The 17,274-nt window shown below is 54.7% G+C and carries 15 protein-coding genes and 2 tRNA genes; 4 read left to right on the top strand and 13 right to left on the bottom strand.

What is annotated here, in order from left to right; translation table 11 throughout:
• Positions 1 to 4 precede the first annotated feature (4 nt).
• The 3 genes from tmk to CS910_RS05470 all read right to left on the bottom strand — a co-directional run bounded on the left by tmk (position 5) and on the right by CS910_RS05470 (position 2,489).
• On the bottom strand, positions 5 to 625 hold the full coding sequence (tmk, locus tag CS910_RS05460) for a dTMP kinase (RefSeq protein WP_099210093.1): 621 nt from the start codon (positions 623 to 625) through the stop codon (positions 5 to 7).
• Positions 626 to 688: 63 nt separating this feature from the next.
• Entirely contained in the window at positions 689 to 1,393 is a 705-nt protein-coding gene (locus CS910_RS05465) for a phosphohexomutase domain-containing protein (protein ID WP_099210095.1), read from the bottom strand.
• Positions 1,394 to 1,403: 10 nt separating this feature from the next.
• On the bottom strand, positions 1,404 to 2,489 hold the full coding sequence (locus CS910_RS05470) for a nucleotidyltransferase family protein (protein ID WP_099210097.1): 1,086 nt from the start codon (positions 2,487 to 2,489) through the stop codon (positions 1,404 to 1,406).
• A gap of 242 nt (positions 2,490 to 2,731) precedes the next feature.
• Between CS910_RS05470 and CS910_RS05475 the strand changes: the two genes are divergently transcribed.
• Positions 2,732 to 4,609 (top strand): phosphoenolpyruvate carboxykinase (GTP), encoded by a 1,878-nt coding sequence (locus tag CS910_RS05475; protein WP_099210099.1) that lies wholly within the window; start codon positions 2,732 to 2,734, stop codon positions 4,607 to 4,609.
• 28 nt (positions 4,610 to 4,637) lie between these two features.
• On the opposite strand, the gene CS910_RS05480 is transcribed toward CS910_RS05475, so the two are convergent.
• Positions 4,638 to 5,678 (bottom strand): transposase, encoded by a 1,041-nt coding sequence (locus CS910_RS05480; protein ID WP_223211933.1) that lies wholly within the window; start codon positions 5,676 to 5,678, stop codon positions 4,638 to 4,640.
• Positions 5,675 to 5,845, bottom strand: a complete 171-nt coding sequence (locus tag CS910_RS11885) for a hypothetical protein (RefSeq protein WP_158523809.1) — start codon at positions 5,843 to 5,845, stop codon at positions 5,675 to 5,677. Before CS910_RS11885 ends, CS910_RS05480 begins: the two co-directional genes overlap by 4 nt.
• A 308-nt stretch (positions 5,846 to 6,153) precedes the next feature.
• Here CS910_RS11885 and malP point away from each other — a divergent pair, with 308 nt between their 5' ends.
• Complete coding sequence (gene malP / locus CS910_RS05485) at positions 6,154 to 8,652, top strand: maltodextrin phosphorylase (protein WP_099210103.1); 2,499 nt, start codon at positions 6,154 to 6,156, stop codon at positions 8,650 to 8,652.
• Between the two features lie 6 nt (positions 8,653 to 8,658).
• On the opposite strand, the gene CS910_RS05490 is transcribed toward malP, so the two are convergent.
• Positions 8,659 to 10,377 carry a glutamate--tRNA ligase gene (locus tag CS910_RS05490; protein WP_099210105.1) on the bottom strand — a complete coding sequence of 573 codons (1,719 nt, stop codon included), beginning with the start codon at positions 10,375 to 10,377 and terminating at the stop codon, positions 8,659 to 8,661.
• A gap of 110 nt (positions 10,378 to 10,487) precedes the next feature.
• Here CS910_RS05490 and CS910_RS05495 point away from each other — a divergent pair, with 110 nt between their 5' ends.
• Entirely contained in the window at positions 10,488 to 11,216 is a 729-nt protein-coding gene (locus CS910_RS05495; RefSeq protein ID WP_145955367.1) for a hypothetical protein, read from the top strand.
• Here the strand turns inward: CS910_RS05495 and dnaG are convergent, their stop codons facing one another.
• The 7 genes from dnaG to CS910_RS05530 all read right to left on the bottom strand — a co-directional run bounded on the left by dnaG (position 11,217) and on the right by CS910_RS05530 (position 15,861).
• Positions 11,217 to 12,602 (bottom strand): DNA primase DnaG, encoded by a 1,386-nt coding sequence (gene dnaG / locus CS910_RS05500; protein WP_042688685.1) that lies wholly within the window; start codon positions 12,600 to 12,602, stop codon positions 11,217 to 11,219. It abuts the gene before it with no gap.
• Positions 12,599 to 13,000: a toprim domain-containing protein gene (locus CS910_RS05505; protein WP_099210109.1), complete on the bottom strand. Its 402-nt coding sequence runs from the start codon at positions 12,998 to 13,000 to the stop codon at positions 12,599 to 12,601. Before CS910_RS05505 ends, dnaG begins: the two co-directional genes overlap by 4 nt.
• A 46-nt stretch (positions 13,001 to 13,046) precedes the next feature.
• Complete coding sequence (locus CS910_RS05510) at positions 13,047 to 14,321, bottom strand: TIGR04013 family B12-binding domain/radical SAM domain-containing protein (protein ID WP_099210111.1); 1,275 nt, start codon at positions 14,319 to 14,321, stop codon at positions 13,047 to 13,049.
• A gap of 68 nt (positions 14,322 to 14,389) precedes the next feature.
• A complete protein-coding gene (gene hpkA, locus CS910_RS05515; protein WP_099210113.1) occupies positions 14,390 to 14,593 on the bottom strand; it encodes an archaeal histone HpkA in 204 nt (67 codons plus the stop codon).
• Between the two features lie 276 nt (positions 14,594 to 14,869).
• Positions 14,870 to 15,349: a dCTP deaminase gene (gene dcd, locus CS910_RS05520; protein WP_099210115.1), complete on the bottom strand. Its 480-nt coding sequence runs from the start codon at positions 15,347 to 15,349 to the stop codon at positions 14,870 to 14,872.
• Between the two features lie 332 nt (positions 15,350 to 15,681).
• Positions 15,682 to 15,756, bottom strand: a tRNA-Cys gene (locus CS910_RS05525).
• 19 nt (positions 15,757 to 15,775) lie between these two features.
• Positions 15,776 to 15,861 (bottom strand) — tRNA-Ser (locus CS910_RS05530).
• Between the two features lie 84 nt (positions 15,862 to 15,945).
• Here CS910_RS05530 and CS910_RS05535 point away from each other — a divergent pair.
• A complete protein-coding gene (locus tag CS910_RS05535) occupies positions 15,946 to 17,196 on the top strand; it encodes an Nre family DNA repair protein (RefSeq protein WP_099210117.1) in 1,251 nt (416 codons plus the stop codon).
• The last annotated feature ends 78 nt before the right edge of the window (positions 17,197 to 17,274 follow it).

The following is a 17,274-nucleotide window of genomic DNA, read 5'->3' on the forward strand; positions in this document are numbered from 1 at the left end:
TCATTCACTTCTCGAGCAGAGCCTCAACGAGTGCAACAATCTGCCTGTGGACACCATCAACGTCCTCCAGTGCGTTGACGATTTTAATCTCAGGAAAGCGCTCCGCGAGCTTTAGGTAGTTTTCGCGAACCTTCTTCTGAAGCTCCACTATCTTGTCGAACTCGGTCTTTATGCTCCTCCTGCTTATGCGCTTCATGCTCTCCTTGACGGGAAGGTCGAGGAGCAGAACGAGGTCGGGCCTTATTGCAAAGCGGTTGAGGTCTATCAGCCACTCAAGGTCGAGTCCCCTCGCCCATTGGTATGCAAGGGAGGAGTAGAAGTATCGGTCCGAAATCACAACCTTTCCGGATTCGAGCGCGGGTTTTATGAGCTTGTCAACGTGTTCGGCCCTGTCCGCCGCGAAGAGTAAAGCCTCGGCCTCGTGGCTTATTTTAGCCCCGTCAATGATTCCCTCCCTTCCACCCGTCAAAACGAGCTTCCTGATGAGCTTGCCGAAGGGAGTGTCCGTCGGTTCCTTGGTGAGAACGACCTCGTAACCCTTTTCTTCAAACCACAGCTTGAGCAGCTTTGCCTGGGTTGACTTTCCAGCGCCGTCTATGCCCTCAAGCACAATGAATATCCCCAAGCCCGTCACCCCCAAAATGGAAGAACGTGTAAACCCCTCGGTGAGGGGCTTATAAAACTGCCGTTAGAGCCTTTTGAGGTAGTCGAAGAGGGACCACATACTCATGAATTCCTTCCGCTCGCCGTCCTTGTAGAACTCAACGACGCCATCGGGTCTAAAGCGCATTCCAAAGTCGTAGTCGCCTTTGCTCAGCTTGTGGAGGAAGACCTCCTTGGGCTTCGGTGGCAGGTAGCTGGTCATCATGTCGTTCATGAGCTCGACCTCGAAGCCAAAGTGCTCGTTCATCCTTGGGAAGAAGAGCACCGCAGGGGTGTTCATTGCATCAACGAGGGCTTTTCCCTCAAGCTTGAAGTTGTAGTGCTTGAAGACGTCGTGCATGAAGTCGTCAAGGGCGTTGGGGTAGTAGACCGTCGCACCGATATCGTTGGGCTGGGCCTCGATGAAGCTCCTGCTCTCGAGGATGGCGTTTATCTCGTCGACGTCGATTCCACTGACGTAGACGCGGACGCCCCCGTAGTAGTAGACGTACGCAAGGGGGAGGCCCTTCTTATGGGCGAAGTCCTTGAGTGCTATGAGCGGAATCAGGCGGACGTCCATTATTGTTGAACCGGTGCTGACTATGCCAACAACCATCGCCCTCTTTCCATAGCGTGAGATGGCCCTTCCGTCCCTGCCCACTATTATCGTACCATGGGAAACGGTTCCTATGGCCCTTCCAAGGAGGGCAAGCTCCTCGGGATTAAACCTCTGCGAATAATACACTTCCACTTCCACCACCTCAATCTGGGAGTATTATACTCTCCCGACCAATCCTTGACTCGACCCAAATCTTCACGTTCGAGCCTATCTTGCTGAAGTCCTCGATGAGCGTGTTGTCGCCGATGACGCTACCGGGCTGTATGACGACGCCCTTGCCTATGTGAACGTTTTCTCCTATTATGGCCTCCTTTATCTCGGCACCGTCCTCGATGGTCACGCCTGAAAAGATTACCGAGCGTTCAATTTTAACGTTTCTGCCTATCTCAACGTCATCACCAATGACCGCGAAGCCCCTGATTTCCGGCTTCCGCAGAACGCAACGCCTGCCAGTGTAGAGCGCCCCACCGTACTCAAGGTTGCCCTTAAGGCTTTCGGTCTTCACCTGAGGCAGGAGGAGCCGTCCGAGGAACACATCTTCCGTCGCCTGAAGGTAGCTCGACGGCCTTCCGACGTCGTTCCAGTACTCCTTGAAGGGGAACCCGTAGAGCGGGAGGTCGTTTTCGAGCATCCTCGGGAAGAGGTCCTTGGAAAAGTCGAAGTTCTTGTTCTTGGGGACGTGGTCGAACGCTTCCGGCTCAAAGACATATATGCCAGCGTTGACGAGGTTGCTGAAGACCTCTTCCGGTCTGGGCTTTTCCTTGAACTGCTGAATCCTGCCGTCCTCGTCTATTATCGCTATGCCGTACTGCGTTGGGTCGTCAACCTCCGAGAGGGCTATCGTAGCGAGGGCCTTTTTCTTTTTGTGGTACTCGTAGAGCGCCCGCAGGTCGAGGTTCGTGAGAACGTCGCTTGAGACGACAAAGAACGTATCGTCCATGTGCTTGACGACCTTCTTGGTGGCACCGGCCGTTCCGAGCTTCACGTTGTCCTTGTTGGAGTAGTGAATCTCTATCCCCCACTCGCTTCCGTCGCCGAAGTAGTCGATTATGCGCTCCTTAAGGTAGCCGACTAGAACGTAAACCTCATCGACCCCGGCCTCGATGAGGCTCTGGAGGGCGTACTCCATCAGGGGTCTGTTGAAGAATGGTATCATGGGTTTTGGCCTGTAAACCGTCAGCGGGAGAAGCCTCGTTCCCTTGCCTCCGGCCAAAATCACTGCCTTCATCTTGCACCGCACCGCTTTATTGTATCACTCCCAGTTAAAATACTTTGCGCCCGTCGTCGTTCATTCACATGGATGCGTCCATAAGCCCACTGATGACCATTACTCGGTGCATGAGTTGACAACTCTGCCCAAAAAATTCGACGTTACATCAGACAATGGCCCTTTAATCGCCCAGTTGATGGTCACAACGACGAAGGAACTTTAAATAGGTAAGATGCACACATCCGATGGAGGCGACAAAAATGGACGCCCTTGAAAAGCTTAGGGAACTCCTCCCCGAGGAACAGTTTGAGAAAGTTAAGGCGATAGACAACCCCGAGCTTCACGCTTTTTTGGCGGAGTGGATTGAGTGGCTCGAGCCGAGCAAGGTCTTCGTCTGCACCGACAGCGAAGAGGACGAGCAGTACGTCCGCTGGAAGGCCCTCTACTACGGCGAGGAAAAGATGCTCGAAACGCCGAACCACACGGTCCACTACGACAACTACTACGACCAGGCCAGGGACAAGGCCAACACCAAGCTCCTCGTTCCGGGTGGAAAGGAGATACCCTTCCTCAACACCAAGGACCGCGACGAGGGCCTGAAGGAGATTAGGGAGCTCATGAAGGGTGTCATGAAAGGCAAGGAGCTCTTCATCTGCTTCTTCGTTCTCGGACCTAGAAACTCCGTGTTCACGATTCCCGCCGTTCAGCTCACCGACTCGGCCTACGTTGCCCACTCCGAGTTCATACTCTACAGGAAGGGCTACGAGGAGTTCAAGCGCCTCGGAAGGAACGCCAAGTTCTTCCGCTTCGTTCACAGTGAGGGGGAGCTCGACGAGAGGAAGACGAGCAAGAACCTGGACAGGAGGAGGATTTACATTGACCTCGTGGACGACACGGTCTACTCCGTCAACACCCAGTACGGCGGCAACACGATCGGCCTTAAAAAGCTCGCCTTCAGGCTCACCATCCAGAAGGCGGTCAGGGAGGGCTGGCTCAGCGAGCACATGTTCCTCATGCGCGTGAACGGCCCGAACGGCAGGAAGACCTACTTCACGGGTGCCTATCCGAGCATGTGCGGCAAAACATCCACCGCCATGATTCCCTGGGAGAACATCGTCGGCGATGATCTGAGCTTTATAATACCCGTGAACGGCGTCGCCCGCGGTGCCAACGTTGAGAAGGGCGTCTTCGGCATAATTCAGGGCGTCAACCCCGAGGACGACCCGATAATCTGGAAGGTTCTCCACTCTCCGGTCGAGATAATCTTCTCGAACGTCCTCGTCAAGGACGGGAAGCCCTACTGGAACGAAATGGGCGTTGAAATTCCTGATGAGGGGGAGAACCACAGCGGAAGGTGGTGGAGGGGCAAGAGGGACGCGGAAGGAAACGAGATACCGCCGAGTCACAAAAACGCGCGCTTTACGGTTTCTCTCGAGCACTTCCCGAACGTTGACCTTGAAGCCTTGGAGAACCCGTGCGGTGTGGAAGTCGGCGGAATGATTTTCGGCGGCCGCGATAAGGACACCTGGCCCCCGGTGAGGGAAGCCTTTGACTGGAAGCACGGAGTGGTAACGATGGGCGCCTCGCTTGAGAGCGAGACGACGGCGGCGACCCTTGGGAAGGAAGGCGTTAGGGCCTTTAATCCGATGGCCATACTCGACTTCATGAGCGTCCCGCTCGGCGAGTACATCGAGAACTACCTGAGGTTCGGCGAGAAGCTGAGAAAAGCGCCGAAGATATTCGCCGTCAACTACTTCCTCCGCGACGAGAACGGCAACTGGCTCAACCACAAGCTCGACAAAGCGGTGTGGCTCAAGTGGATGGAGCTGAGGGTTCACGGCGACGTTGATGCAATCGAGACGCCGATAGGCTACATTCCCAAGTACGAGGACTTGGCAAGGCTCTTCAAGGAGGTTCTCAACAAGGACTACAGCAGGGAAGCCTACGAGAAGCAGTTCACGATAAGGGTTCCAGAACTGCTTGCGAAGATTGAGCGCATAGAGAAAATCTACCGCGAGAAGGTCAGGGAAGTTCCCGAGGAGCTCTTCCAAGTTCTCGAGGAGGAGAGGAAGAGACTCCTTGAGGCAAGGGAGAAGTACGGCGACTACATAAGCCCGTTCGCGCTTGAGGGCGCATGACTTCTTCTTTTCTCCTTTCGTCGAACGCCTAACTAAACTGTTCTTCTTTTTGGGAGTGTTCGTGAGTTTTCAGTGAATTAACTCCCCACCAACCAATCACAAAGGCTGAGGCGGAATGAACGTCCAAACCCAATCCCCGAGCAAATTCCCGCCCTAATTTTGAGGAACCGGCAGGATTAACCAGATAGACCTCAAAACCCCTCTTCAACGCCATAACAACACCATACTCAAGAAGTTCTTTCTTAGCAAAAGTTGACGCCTTACGATTTCCTTTCCTTGAAGTCGTTGCCTTTCCGTTTTTCCTCTTAATCCTCCCCAAATCCTCGAAGAACACGACCCTAACACCATGATAAAACGCATAATCCAGCAATCGAGCAAGAGCCTTTAGCCTCAAATCCCGAGCCCTCCTGTTCGAGAACCCCGGAGAATTAACTCCCGGAAAATGCTCAACCTTAACGTCCCGAATAATCCCCCTCTCATCGAGAATAACCATATTCACCCTGTCCGAATTCAAATCAAATCCAGCGTAAAGCTTTCCATTAGCAGTCCTCCCGTAGTGTTTAAGATAAACCTCGAAAGGCACCTGAACATGAAGATAAACCTTCCCATTCCGAAGAACAACCTGCACGCCGTATTTGAACTTTTGAGCATCCAAAAGGACAGGAAGAAACTTCCCAGCGGTCTTCATCTTAAAGTTTAGCCATTCACCGTTCGAGCGGATTCTAACGTTCAACCCTTCAATCTTCACGTTCCTGTTCCCCTTCTCGTTCTCCTTGGGTTTGCTGATGAGGAATTTCGACTTCAAGTGAATGTGTCTCGGATTCCCACCGTTTTGCTCTGCCCCCTTTAACAGCATTTTAGCATAATCCCACGCGCTGTCAGAATACCACCAGTTATTGAGAACCAGCCGAGAAACTTCCTTTACACCCTCGCTCTTCTTGACTCCCTTGAGCTGGAGTCTTATCGCCAGTTCGACGGCTCTTTTGAATTTTTCAGTCAAGAGAGCGAGTTTCAGGTAGTCTTTCTGTCTTTCTGGTTCGAGTTTTGTTTTGATTGTGATGTAATTCACTTCCGCTCGGTGGGTTTTTCGTGTTTTTCGAGCCATAATTCAATAGCCTCCGTTATGGCCATTCCAAGAGCACCCTTTTTAACTCCATAAACGTCGAGGATTTTCTTTCGGAACTTAACTTCCAGCTCGTCCGGGATTTTCACGGTGATGACACCCATTGTATTCACCAAAATACTTAAATACTTGTTTACTTAAATAGTTTTTGGTAATGATGCCGGCCCGGTGAAGTCAGTGAGCTAGGCGAGGTGGAGGGCTGGCTGAACCCTGTGGGTGTTCGGGCGACCCGTTCCGCCGGAGTGTGCTGAAAGAGTAAGGAGAGTTGGGCGGGGCGGTCTAAGTCTGGGCACCCGCAGTAGCTCGGGGAATGAATCTCTACGTGGGCACACAAAAACTCACGTAGAGAAGACCCCGAGCGACAGGGTTTTTAAGGTTCGCGAGAAATTAGTATCACCCATGATGATACGCGGTGGTTTCTATGGCGAGGGTTGACGAGTGCACTTATGAAACAATTCGTGAGAGACTTCCGAGTCCGCTCAGGGGGCTCGCTGATTTAGCTTACAACTACTGGTGGAGCTGGAACAGAAGGGCTACGAAGCTCTGGGAAAAGATAGACCCCGAGCACTGGGCCGAGTACAAGAACCCTGTGAAGCTTCTCCTCGACACGCCCCCCCACAGGTTCCGCGAGCTCCTTCGTGATGACGACTTCATGAACCTCTACGAGCTCGTCATGGAGCAGTTTGAGGACTACATGAACCCGGACTCAACTTGGTTTTCGACCAACTATCCAAACTGGGACAAGCCGATTGTGTACCTGTGCATGGAGTACGGCATAAGCAAGAGCCTCCCCATTTACTCCGGCGGGCTCGGCATCTTGGCCGGCGACCACGTCAAGACCGCGAGCGACCTCGGGCTTCCCTTCATAGCCGTCGGCCTGCTCTACAAGCACGGCTACTTCCGTCAGGAGATAGACGAAAACGGAAACCAGATTGAGGTTTTCCCGGAGTACAGACCTGAAGAGATGCCGATAAAGCCCGTCCTCGACAGGAACGGGGAGAGGCTCCTAATTGAGGTGCCGATTGAGGACAGGACGGTCTACGCGAGGGCCTTCGAGGTTCAGGTCGGCAGGGTGAGGATTTACCTCCTCGACACGGACGTCCCCGAGAACGGCGAGGACGACAGGAAGATATGCGACTACCTCTACAACGCCGAGATGGACAAGAGGATAAAGCAGGAAATCCTCCTCGGCATCGGTGGAATGAGGCTGTTAAAAGCCTTGGGAATAGAGCCCGGCGTCGTCCACCTCAACGAGGGGCATCCGGCCTTCGCGAACCTCCAGAGGATTGCGTGGCTCATGGACGAGGGCCTCACGTCCACCGAGGCGCTGAGCGTCGTCAGGGGAACGACGGTCTTTACGACTCACACGCCCGTTCCGGCCGGCCACGACAGGTTTCCGATTGAGGAGGTTCGGAAACGACTCGCCAAGTTCCTCGAAGGCAGAGAAGAGCTCCTCGAACTCGGCAGGGAGGGGGACCACCTCAACATGACCCTTCTAGCGATTAGAACGTCGAGCTACGTTAACGGTGTCAGCAGACTGCACGCAGAAGTGAGCAGAAGGATGTGGCAGGACCTCTGGCCTGGAGTTCCGCTCGACGAGATACCCATTGAACCAATAACCAACGGCGTCCACACCATGACGTGGGTTCACAACGAGATGAGGAAGCTCTTCGACCGCTACATTGGCAAGGTCTGGCGCGAGCACACGAACCTTGAAGGTATCTGGTACGCGATTGAGAGGATTCCCGATGAAGAGCTCTGGGAAGCCCACCTCGAGGCTAAGAGGCAGTTCATCGAGCTCCTCAGGAGGAAGGCGATGGAGCGGAACGAGCGCCTCGGAACCGACGACCCGATTCCGGCCATAGACGAGAACGCGCTCATAATAGGCTTCGCGAGGCGCTTTGCAACATACAAGCGCGCGGTTCTTCTTCTCACGGACCTTGACAGGCTCAGAAAGCTCCTGAACGACCCGACGAGGCCCGTCTATATTGTCTTCGGCGGGAAGGCCCACCCCAACGACCTGGGAGGAAAGGAGTTCCTGAGGAGGATTTACGAGGTCAGCAAGATGCCCGAGTTCAGGGGCAAGATATTCGTCATGGAAAACTACGACATGGGAAGCGCGAGGCTCATGGTTGCTGGTGTTGACGTCTGGCTGAACACGCCGAGACGGCCCCTCGAAGCCAGCGGAACGAGCGGAATGAAAGCAGGATTGAACGGGGTTTTGAACGCAAGCATCTTCGACGGCTGGTGGGTCGAGGGTTACAACGGAAAGAATGGCTGGGTCATAGGCGAGGAGAGCACCGAGCCCGAGAGCGAGGCCGACGACATTAAAGATGCTCACGCCCTCTACGACCTCCTTGAGAGGGAGATAATCCCGACCTACTATGGCAACAGGCCGAAGTGGATTTACATGATGAAGGAGAGCATAAAGAGCATCGCCCCTCGCTTCAGCACCCACAGGATGGTCAAGGAGTACATGGACAAGTTCTACTCAAAGGCCATGAGCAACCACATATGGCTCATGAGGGAAAACTACCGGGGCGCGAAGGAGATAGCCGAGTGGAAGGACCGCGTAACCGAGTCGTGGCCAAAGGTGGGCTTCGTTGACGTCAGGGTTCTGGACGACCGCTCTGGCCTTGAGGTGACGGTTGACCTCGACGGGCTGAAGCCTGAAGACGTCCGCGTCGAGCTCTACTACGGGGTCAGGGCGGAGGGATACCACATAGAGAGGCCGCACATCGTCGAGCTCAGGCATCCGAAGCGGCTCGAAGGTGGAAAGTGGCTCTACACCTACCGCGGAAGCGCGCTGAGGCACCTCGGAGACCCCTGCTGGCACTACGCGTTGCGCGTTTACCCGCACCACGAGAAGCTTCCCCACAAGTTCCTGCTCGGACTTATAAAATGGAGAGGGCTGGATTGAAAAGAATCACTTGTGGGCGAAAATCGCCCTGACCTTTCCATCTTTTACCTCGTCTATTCTCACGAAGCCGAAGCGCTCGAACTGGACGACGTCATCAACCTTAACGTCGGCGTCGCTTTCAAGGAGTCCCTCCCTGATGATGAGCTCCTCGCCCTCGGGAACCCAGACTTCACAGGGCTTGCCCTCGGTGACCCAGTGAACCATCCTCCACCTGTTCTTTCTGGCCACTTCGTAGTCAACGCTGTGGAACCTCGCCTTAATGCCGTCCTCGTTCACCTCAAGGATTTCGACGTTGAAGAGGTCCTTAAGGCGAACGAAGTTGCCGGGCTTGAAGAGCTCCATGTCGTCCCTGGAGACGTAAACCGGTTTTCCGGGGACGAATTTGAGCCTCCTAACGCCCCTCTCCGGGTGGTCTGGATGGAGTGGAATCTCGGCTGTGAATTCCTCGTCGTAGCCCTCTATGTACATCGGAACCGGGTCGGCGACGAAGAAGTAGCGGTTCGCTATCGGCTCGATTATGCGCCTGTTTATCGCCGCGAGGTTGTCCCAGCTTATTGTTGTGTCACTCCTCTTAAGCCCAACCTCGATGATTAGCTCCCTTATCGCTTCCGGCCTTATGCCACGCCTCCTCAGGGCCCTAATAGTTCCGAGCCTCGGGTCGTCCCAGCCGAGGTATTTACCTTCCTCGATGCCCTTCCTCGTCTTGGACTTGCTGAGGATAACACCCTCGATGCTCAGCCTGCCGTGGTGCACCGTGACCGGATACTCCCAGCCGAGGTACTCGTAAACGTACCTCTGCCTCGTCTCGTTCTCGGCGTGCTCCTGCCCGCGGAAGATGTGCGTAACGCCAAGCTCGTGGTCGTCTATGGCGGAGGCGAAGTTGTAGAGGGGCCAGACGCGGTACTTGTTGCCTGTCCTCGGGTGGTCCGGGTTGTCTATTATCCTGAGCGCCGGCCAGTCCCTGACGGCGGGATTTGGGTGATTGAGGTCGGTCTTTATCCTGACGACCGCTTCGCCCTCCCTGTACTCTCCGTTGAGCATTTTCCTCCAGCGTTCGAGCTGAACCTCAACCGGCTCGTCCCTGTGGGGGCAGGCTATTCCCTTGTCGCGGAGCTCGCGGAACTTCTCCGGCGGGCAGGTGCAGACGTAGGCCTTGCCCATCTTTATCAGCTTCTCGGCGTAGTCGTAGTATATCTCGAGCCTGTCGCTCGCTATGTGTATCTCGTCAATCTTGAAGCCGAGCCACTCAAGGTCCTCCTTAATCCACTCGTAGAAAATCGGCTCTGGCCTCTTGACCTTGGGGTCGGTGTCGTCGAAGCGGAGTATGAACTTGCCGTCGTACATCCTCGCGTACTCGTGGCTCAGAATAGCTGCCCTCGCGTTTCCGAGGTGGAAGGCACCGTCGGGGTTGGGCGCGAAGCGGGTGACGACCTTCCCCTTCTCCGCCTTGGGAAGCGGGGGAAGGCCCTTCTTCTCCTCCTTCTTGGCCTTTTTCTCCTCGAAGAACTCGGGATAAAGTTCTCTCAGCTTCGCCTCCTGCTCCTCAACGGAGAGGTTATTCACCTTCTCGACTATCTCGTTCACGAGCGGGATTATCTCCTTGGCTTTTGGCCTCAGCTCGGGGTTCTCACCAAGAACCTTTCCGATGACGGCTTTGGGGTTCGCCTTTCCCTTGTGGGTGTAGGCGTTGATGAGCGCGTACTTCCAGATTAGCTCCTCCACCATCTTTAACCACCTGTGGGAGAATGGGGAAAGCGGTTATAAAGGTTAGTCCAAAAATACAAAAGAGAGATAAACCTAAACGTTAAAATCTAGTTTACGAACGTTACGGTGAGGTGACCATGGAGCTTCTGAGCACTGGAATCAGAAAACTCGACCGTGCAATCGGGGGAGGCCTGATTCCAAACGGCAACCTCTTGATAATTCACAACACCTACTCAACCGGCTGGACAATAGCCTTTGAGATTATGAGAAATCGAGTTGAGATGGGAGACTTTGGAGTTGTAACGAACACCGTTTTGCCCCTCTCCACGCTGGAAATTGAGCTCGTTCCCTCCGGCGTTGACCTCCGCACCCTTGGTGAAAGTGGAGACCTGGCAGTCATAGACGTCTTCGGCTCCCTTCACGGTATCAAATACAATGAAGACTTCGTTTACTCCGGGGAGAACCTCTCAGCAGACACGTTCGTTCCAAAGTATTCAATGCTGTTCAGGACAATTGAACAGGAAAAAATGGGCGACCAGCGGGTTGTTCGCGTGGATTTCACACTCGATGGCTTTGCGTTTTTCCTGGGGGAGAGGAACACACTGAGAATATTTCAGAGGTTCATGGCACTTAGTGAAGCAGACGGTAGAGAGTCCATAAACCTGTGGGTTCTCAACAGGGACAGAACCTCGGAAAAGTTCCTGTCGTGGTTCTCGCTTTACGCCCACTACGTCGTTGAAGTCGTTTCCAGGGAAGGCATGGGGGAGAGGCTGTACGTGAGAAAAAGCCCCCTGGTGTACACCCCAAAGGAGAAGGGAATGTCAATAGAAAGGGGAAGAAAAGGAGTAATCCTCCGCTAATCACTCGGCGAAGGTTATTATCTTGAGCTGGACAGGCCTTCTAACGACGTTGTACTTCCTCGCGCCGATTAGGTAGCGAACGCCGGTTTCGCTGACTGTGTCGATGAGCCTCTGGGTGATGACGCCGTTGAAGACGACTGCGTAAACGTCCTTGCGCTCTTTGAGCTGGTTCGTGAGCTCCCTGACTGGAATCTCCGCTATGACGTTCTTGTTCTCGTCGAGGAGGAGTGCTATTCCGTCCTTCTTAACGCGCTCGATGAATTCGCCGAACTCCTCAAGCTCTGGAACGCGGGCCTTCTCGATGGGCTTGACTATCTTCTCCTCCTTGGGCTCTGGCCTCTCGACTTTCTCAACCTTCTCCGGCTTCTTTTCCTCGACTTTAACCGGGACGACCCTCGGCTCCCTCGGCTCGACCTTCCTGGGCTCGGGCTTCCTCTCTTCCCTTTCCCTTATCAGCTCGTAGAAGCTCTTGCCCTTGTTGAACATCTCGTTGATGACCTGCTCGGCCGGAACCTTGCTCCTCAGGGCCTTGACTATCTCTTTCTTGGTGAGTTCCTCGACCTCCTTGCCCTCAGGGGCACGGGCAACGTAGTCAACGTCCGCCACCTGGAGGAGCTCCTTGAGTATGAGCTCTCCACCGCGGTCACCGTCGGTGAAGGCGGTAACTATTCTCTCCTTGCTGAGCTTGATTATGGTTTCTGGAATCGAGGTTCCCTCCACTGCTATCGCGTTCTTTATGCCGTGCTTGAGCAGGTTGAGGACGTCGGCCCTTCCCTCAACGACGATGATTGAGTCGGAGAACGGAACGTGGGGTCCAGCGGGAAGCTTCTCAGGGCCGTACTCGATGAGCTCCTTAGCTCTGACTGCCTTCTTGACCTCCTCGGTGAGCTCCTGGGTCTCCGGAATCTCCTGCTCCATGAGGGTTTCGAGTATCTCCTTGGCCCTCTCGATGATGTACTTCCTCTTGGTCGCCCTGACGTCCTCTATGCGTAGGACCCTTATCTTGGCCTCGGCTGGCCCAACGCGGTCGATGGTTTCGAGCGCCGCGGCGAGGATTGCAGTCTCGACCCTGTCGAGGCTCGACGGGACGGTAATGGTTCCGTAGGTCTTGCCGGCCTTGTTGTGAACCTCGACGCGAATCCTGCCAATCCTTCCGGTCTTCTGGAGCTCCCTCAGGTCGAGGTCGTCCCCAAGAAGACCCTCGGTCTGTCCGAAAATAGCACCCACAACGTCGGGCCTTTCGACGATGCCGTTAGCCTCAAACTCGGCGTAGATGACGTATTTGGTTGTTCCGAACTCGTCCTTTCCTGACATGAAACCACCCTCTTTAGCCTTTTTTCGTTTTTCAGCCAAAACCTGCTGGAGTATCGTCTTCTTTCTCTTCATCGAATCCCCTCCAGCCGGGGGTCAGAAACGGAGATTACCTTCAAATAGAGGCCGTAGAGGTCTTCAATGCCCTTAATGTCCTTTTTGACCAGCTTCTTGAGCTCCTTCCGGGTTTCCGCGTCCACCCTGCAGGGGTAGCCGGCCAGGTAGCGAAGGAGCTTTTTGGCCAGCTCCTCCCCCTTTCTGTCAAAGTCCGTGAGTATCTTGACTTCGCCGTAGGATGAGGCGATGAGCGCGACCTCTGGTAGAGGCAGGCGGGAGAGCCTGATTATCTCCGCTCTGACCCCCAGATTCCTCAGAGCCACCTCGTCTCGCATGCCCTCAACGATGAGGGCGCCTTCAAACTCTCGCAGTTCGTCTATAAGCTCCAGGAATCTTTTATAGTTTTCGGCGTACATAACGCCCTCGCTCTCCAATACTCCGTGAAGTTAAAAGCTTTTGGGTTCAGCAGACTGGGTCTATACTTCCGTGGTAGCTCATAGGCTCTTCGTAGAACTCCTCTATAAGCTTCTGGAGCCTTTTTGAAAGCTCTATCTGAATCCCCCACGAGCCCTCTATTTTTCTCTTAGCGGCCATTCTACCGAGGAACTTCTTCATCTCCTCGCTCAGCGGGCTCGGCTTGCACCGCGCCCAGGGGGTTCCCGGAAGGGGCATGAAGTAGTGTGCCCTGACCTTTCCGCCCTTCCGCATAATCCACTTCATAAGCTCGATGCTCCTCCTCTGGCTCTCCGCGCTCTCGTTCGGCAGGCCGACGATGAAGTCAACCACCGGCTCGAAGCCGTACTCGAGCATGTACTCAACGGCCCGCTGAACGTGCTCGACCCTGTGAAGGCGATGCATCGCTTTCAACATCGTGTCGTCCCCGCTTTGGGCTCCGATGGCAAGCCTCCTGTTGTCGGCGTAATCAATGAGCAACTCGAGCGTCTCAGGAAGGACGAACTCCGGCCGAACCTCGCTCGGAAAGGTTCCATAGAAAAGTCTTCTGCCCTCTTTCCTGAGGGGCTGGAGGGCCTTGAGCAGGGCCTCGAGCTTGTCCAGCTTAAGTATCGCACCCGGAGAACCGTAGGCGAAGGCGTTGGGGGTTATGTAACGCATGTCCTTCATTCTCCTCGAGTACTTCACAATCTGGTCTATGGGTCTGTGCCTCATGCGGAATCCCTTGATGTAGGGAGTTTGGCAGTAGTAACAGCGGAAGGGGCAGCCCCTGCTTATCTCTATCGGCGAAATCAGGCGGACGCTCTCGGGATACGGCGGAAAACGCCAGAAGTCCTCGACCTTAGCGAAGCCGGTAAAGGTGAACTCCCCGTTGAGGTAGAAGGCGAGACCCTTCACCTTGGCGAGCTCGGGGGTTATTCTGTAGTTTGTTCTCTTCAGGATCGTCAGGAGCTGGTAGATTACCTCCTCGCCCTCGCCGATGACGGCTACGTCAAAGCCGAGCTGTTTCAAGGTATGTTTCGGCATCGCTATTGCATGATAACCTCCCGCCACGAGAAGCGCGCCGTTCTCCTTCAAAAGCCGGACTTCCCTCGGGAGGTCGCCCCAGATTTCCTCCGTGAAGAAGGAGTAGAGGACGACTTTGGGTTTTGCCTTCAGAATCTCGTTGAAGTCCTTCGTTATGAGGAGCTCGCTCAAATCGAAGCCCTGGCTCTCAAGGGCCCCAAGGAGATGAACGAAGGCGTTGTGGTTGCGCCTGGTCATCCGAACGGCTATTTCCTGCATGGTCGGAAGCGCGAGAAGAGGCTTAAAACGCTAACGGTCAGAAAGGGATGGAAAAGCCAAAAAGGCCATCAGGCCTTGATGGCAAGCTTGATGTCCTCGGCCTTGACGGTCTTCCTGCCGGCGTGCCTGGCGAACTCGTTGGCCTTCTTGGAGAGCTCGATGGCGTACTCCTCGAGGTACTCGGCAAGAACCTTAGCGGCCTCCTCGCTGACCCTCTCGGCACCGGCCTTCCTAATAAGTCTGTCAATCGGGGCAATTGGAAGCTCGGCCATTCACAACACCTCCGTAAAAGCTTTTTCGGTATTTTTTAAGCAATTCGAGGTATATAAAGCTTTCGGTAAAAACGGCCTCTGGAGCCCCCAAATCCGGTGTACACCTAAGTATCAATGTCGTTTTGTCACGGGAAAAATCTACCGGGTGCTGGACATCGTAGGATTTACGACAATTGTTAAAAGGGGATAAAAAGACACCACCCAGATACGGCCCTTAAATCCAGACGATAGCCCGGAAATTATACCTTTTGACACTTCCGGACAAATGGATTCAATTCATCCAAGTTTCTTGGCCCTACGCTTTGAGAGGGCGATTCCAGCGCTTCCCTGGTACCTTCCACGATAGGGGTTCTTCGCGGGTCCTTCAAGGCGGATGAATGCAATCTGAACAAAGCGCTCCCCATGGGAGAGCTCAACGGGCTCATTAGAGGCGTTGTAGATGCCGAGGGTCAGCTTTCCATCCCAGCCAGGGTCCACCCACGCAAAAGACCCGATAAGCCCCTCCCTCGCGAGACTGCTCCTTAGCTTCATGTCTCCCATGACGTCGTCGGGAAGTTTGATTCGCTCGAGGGTTAAGACAAGCGCATACGTCTTGGGAGGGAGTACAATGGCTCCGAGCTCCTCGACGTTCAGGATTTCCCCGTTGATGTATGCCTCGTCTCCAACGTGGAGGTCGTAGCCGGCCGGCTGAAGCGATTCCTCGAAGAATGGCTCGATTAAAATCTCCCTTCTTATCTTCCAATCGGGGAGCATCATAGGAACCACCGCTGGGGATTTAAGGGGGTGATATAAAAACAATCCGGCCGATGTGTTTATGCCCCCTGGACTGAGTGGTTGGGCTGGCGCTGAGGGGTTCGAGAGGCACCCCCTCGGGGGTAGCAAGCTTCGCCTTCAGCCTTTGAGGAAGGCTGGCGAGCAAGCTTTTGGGAAAAGCTTGACCAAAAGTGTAAACCCTCACAAGGGGCAAAGGTGGATTGGGGGTAATCCCCTTAAAAACCCGCTATCTCAAAAAGCATTCCTAAATTTTGATGAAACTTTTGCCAAGCAAAGGTTTTCCCCGCCAGCACTTTCGTCAGAAAGGGATGATGTGGAGCCGGGACCGGGATTTGAACCCGGGTGGAAGGGATCTGCAGTCCCTCGCCTCGCCTCTAGGCTATCCCGGCATTGACCCAGAGAAGTTAATGGCGCCGCGGCGGGGATTTGAACCCCGGTGGGCACCGCCCACCGGCTTAGCAGGCCGGCGCCCTACCAGGCTAGGCTACCGCGGCACGCCCGAGGTATATGAGCGGGAGAGGGTTTTTAAGTTTTTTGGCGGGCAAAGCTTTTTACATCCCGTCCTCAACTTAGGCTCGATGGTCGAGCTCTTCAACTCCAAGCTCTGCGCAGTCTGCAAGGGCCGAAAGCTCCTCTGCGGAAGGCCCACCTGCCCGATTCTCGAGCGCTTTAGGGTAGCCCGTACTGTGGAGCAGAAGCTCAACAAGAGGCATCTCTTCGGCTCCTCCCCGCCAAGCATCTTTGTCGGCGAGTACGGCTACCCTAAGGTCAGAATCGGCCCCCTCGTTCCTCCAATCGAAGGAAACACCAGCCATCTCGACAGTCCTCTCAAGTGGGAGGGCAAGACGATTCGCGATATCCTTTACTACCGCTCCCTGCTCGTCATGGGTGAGACGAAGGCCGATGTGAACGTAAGGAAGAGCGGGAGGATTCTGAGCGAGGTTCAGGAATTGGCGATGTCAGTGAAACCGGTGGACAGTGAGATAATCCTTAAGAGAAAGCCCGTTCTCAAGGTTCTGCCGAGCGAGTTCGCCCCGCCCATCGGACCCAAAGCGGAACTCCTCGACTTCGAGCTGACCGAGAACCCGAGGATACCTAGAAGAACCGACTACGTGGTGAGCGACGAGCTGAAGGCTGAACAGGCGATAATGCGCCTCTACAACTGGGGCTTCGACGAGTACTACATCATAAGGCTTCTCTCGGCGGGCCTTCTTGGAATTGAGAGGAAGCTCGTTCCGACGCGGTGGAGCATCACAGCGGTTCAGGACACCATAGGCAAGAACCTGAGGCGCGAGATTCTGCACTACCCGGAGATAAACGACTACGAGGTCTACTTCTACCGCTTCCTCGGCAACCGCTACGCCGTTCTGCTGATGCCCCAGTCTTACGCCTTCGAGCTTTTGGAGGTTTGGCTGAAGGGTTCGCTCTTCGGTAGCGAGAAGCCGAGCGTGATTCACGACTACGAGGACTTCCGGGGAAGGAAGGAGTACGTCAAGGAAACGGCTGGAGCCTATCATGCCGCCCGATTGAGCGTCCTCGAAGCCCTCAGGGCGAGAAGGAGGCAGGCACGGGCTGTCGTCTTCAGGGAAGTTACGCCAGAGTACTACGCCCCAGTCGGCGTCTGGCAGATTCGCCTCGGCGTGAAGAAAGCTTTGAACAATCCAATCGGCCGTTTCGAGACGCTTAAAGAGGCCCTCGACGCGATACGTAGGAGGCTTGAGCACCCCTTCGAGGAGTACCTCAAGAGGAGCTACATCTTGGGAAGCCTCGCGAGGCAGAAGACGCTCGACGAATGGCTCGGAAGGAATTTATACCGGGTTGACCAATGAAGTCCGGTGAATGATGACCACTCCATCCCACTGAGCGGTGATGAGTGCACGTCAGGCTGACACCGGTTGGGGGTGATT

Source organism: Thermococcus henrietii, from assembly GCF_900198835.1.
GTDB classification, from domain to species: domain Archaea; phylum Methanobacteriota_B; class Thermococci; order Thermococcales; family Thermococcaceae; genus Thermococcus; species Thermococcus henrietii.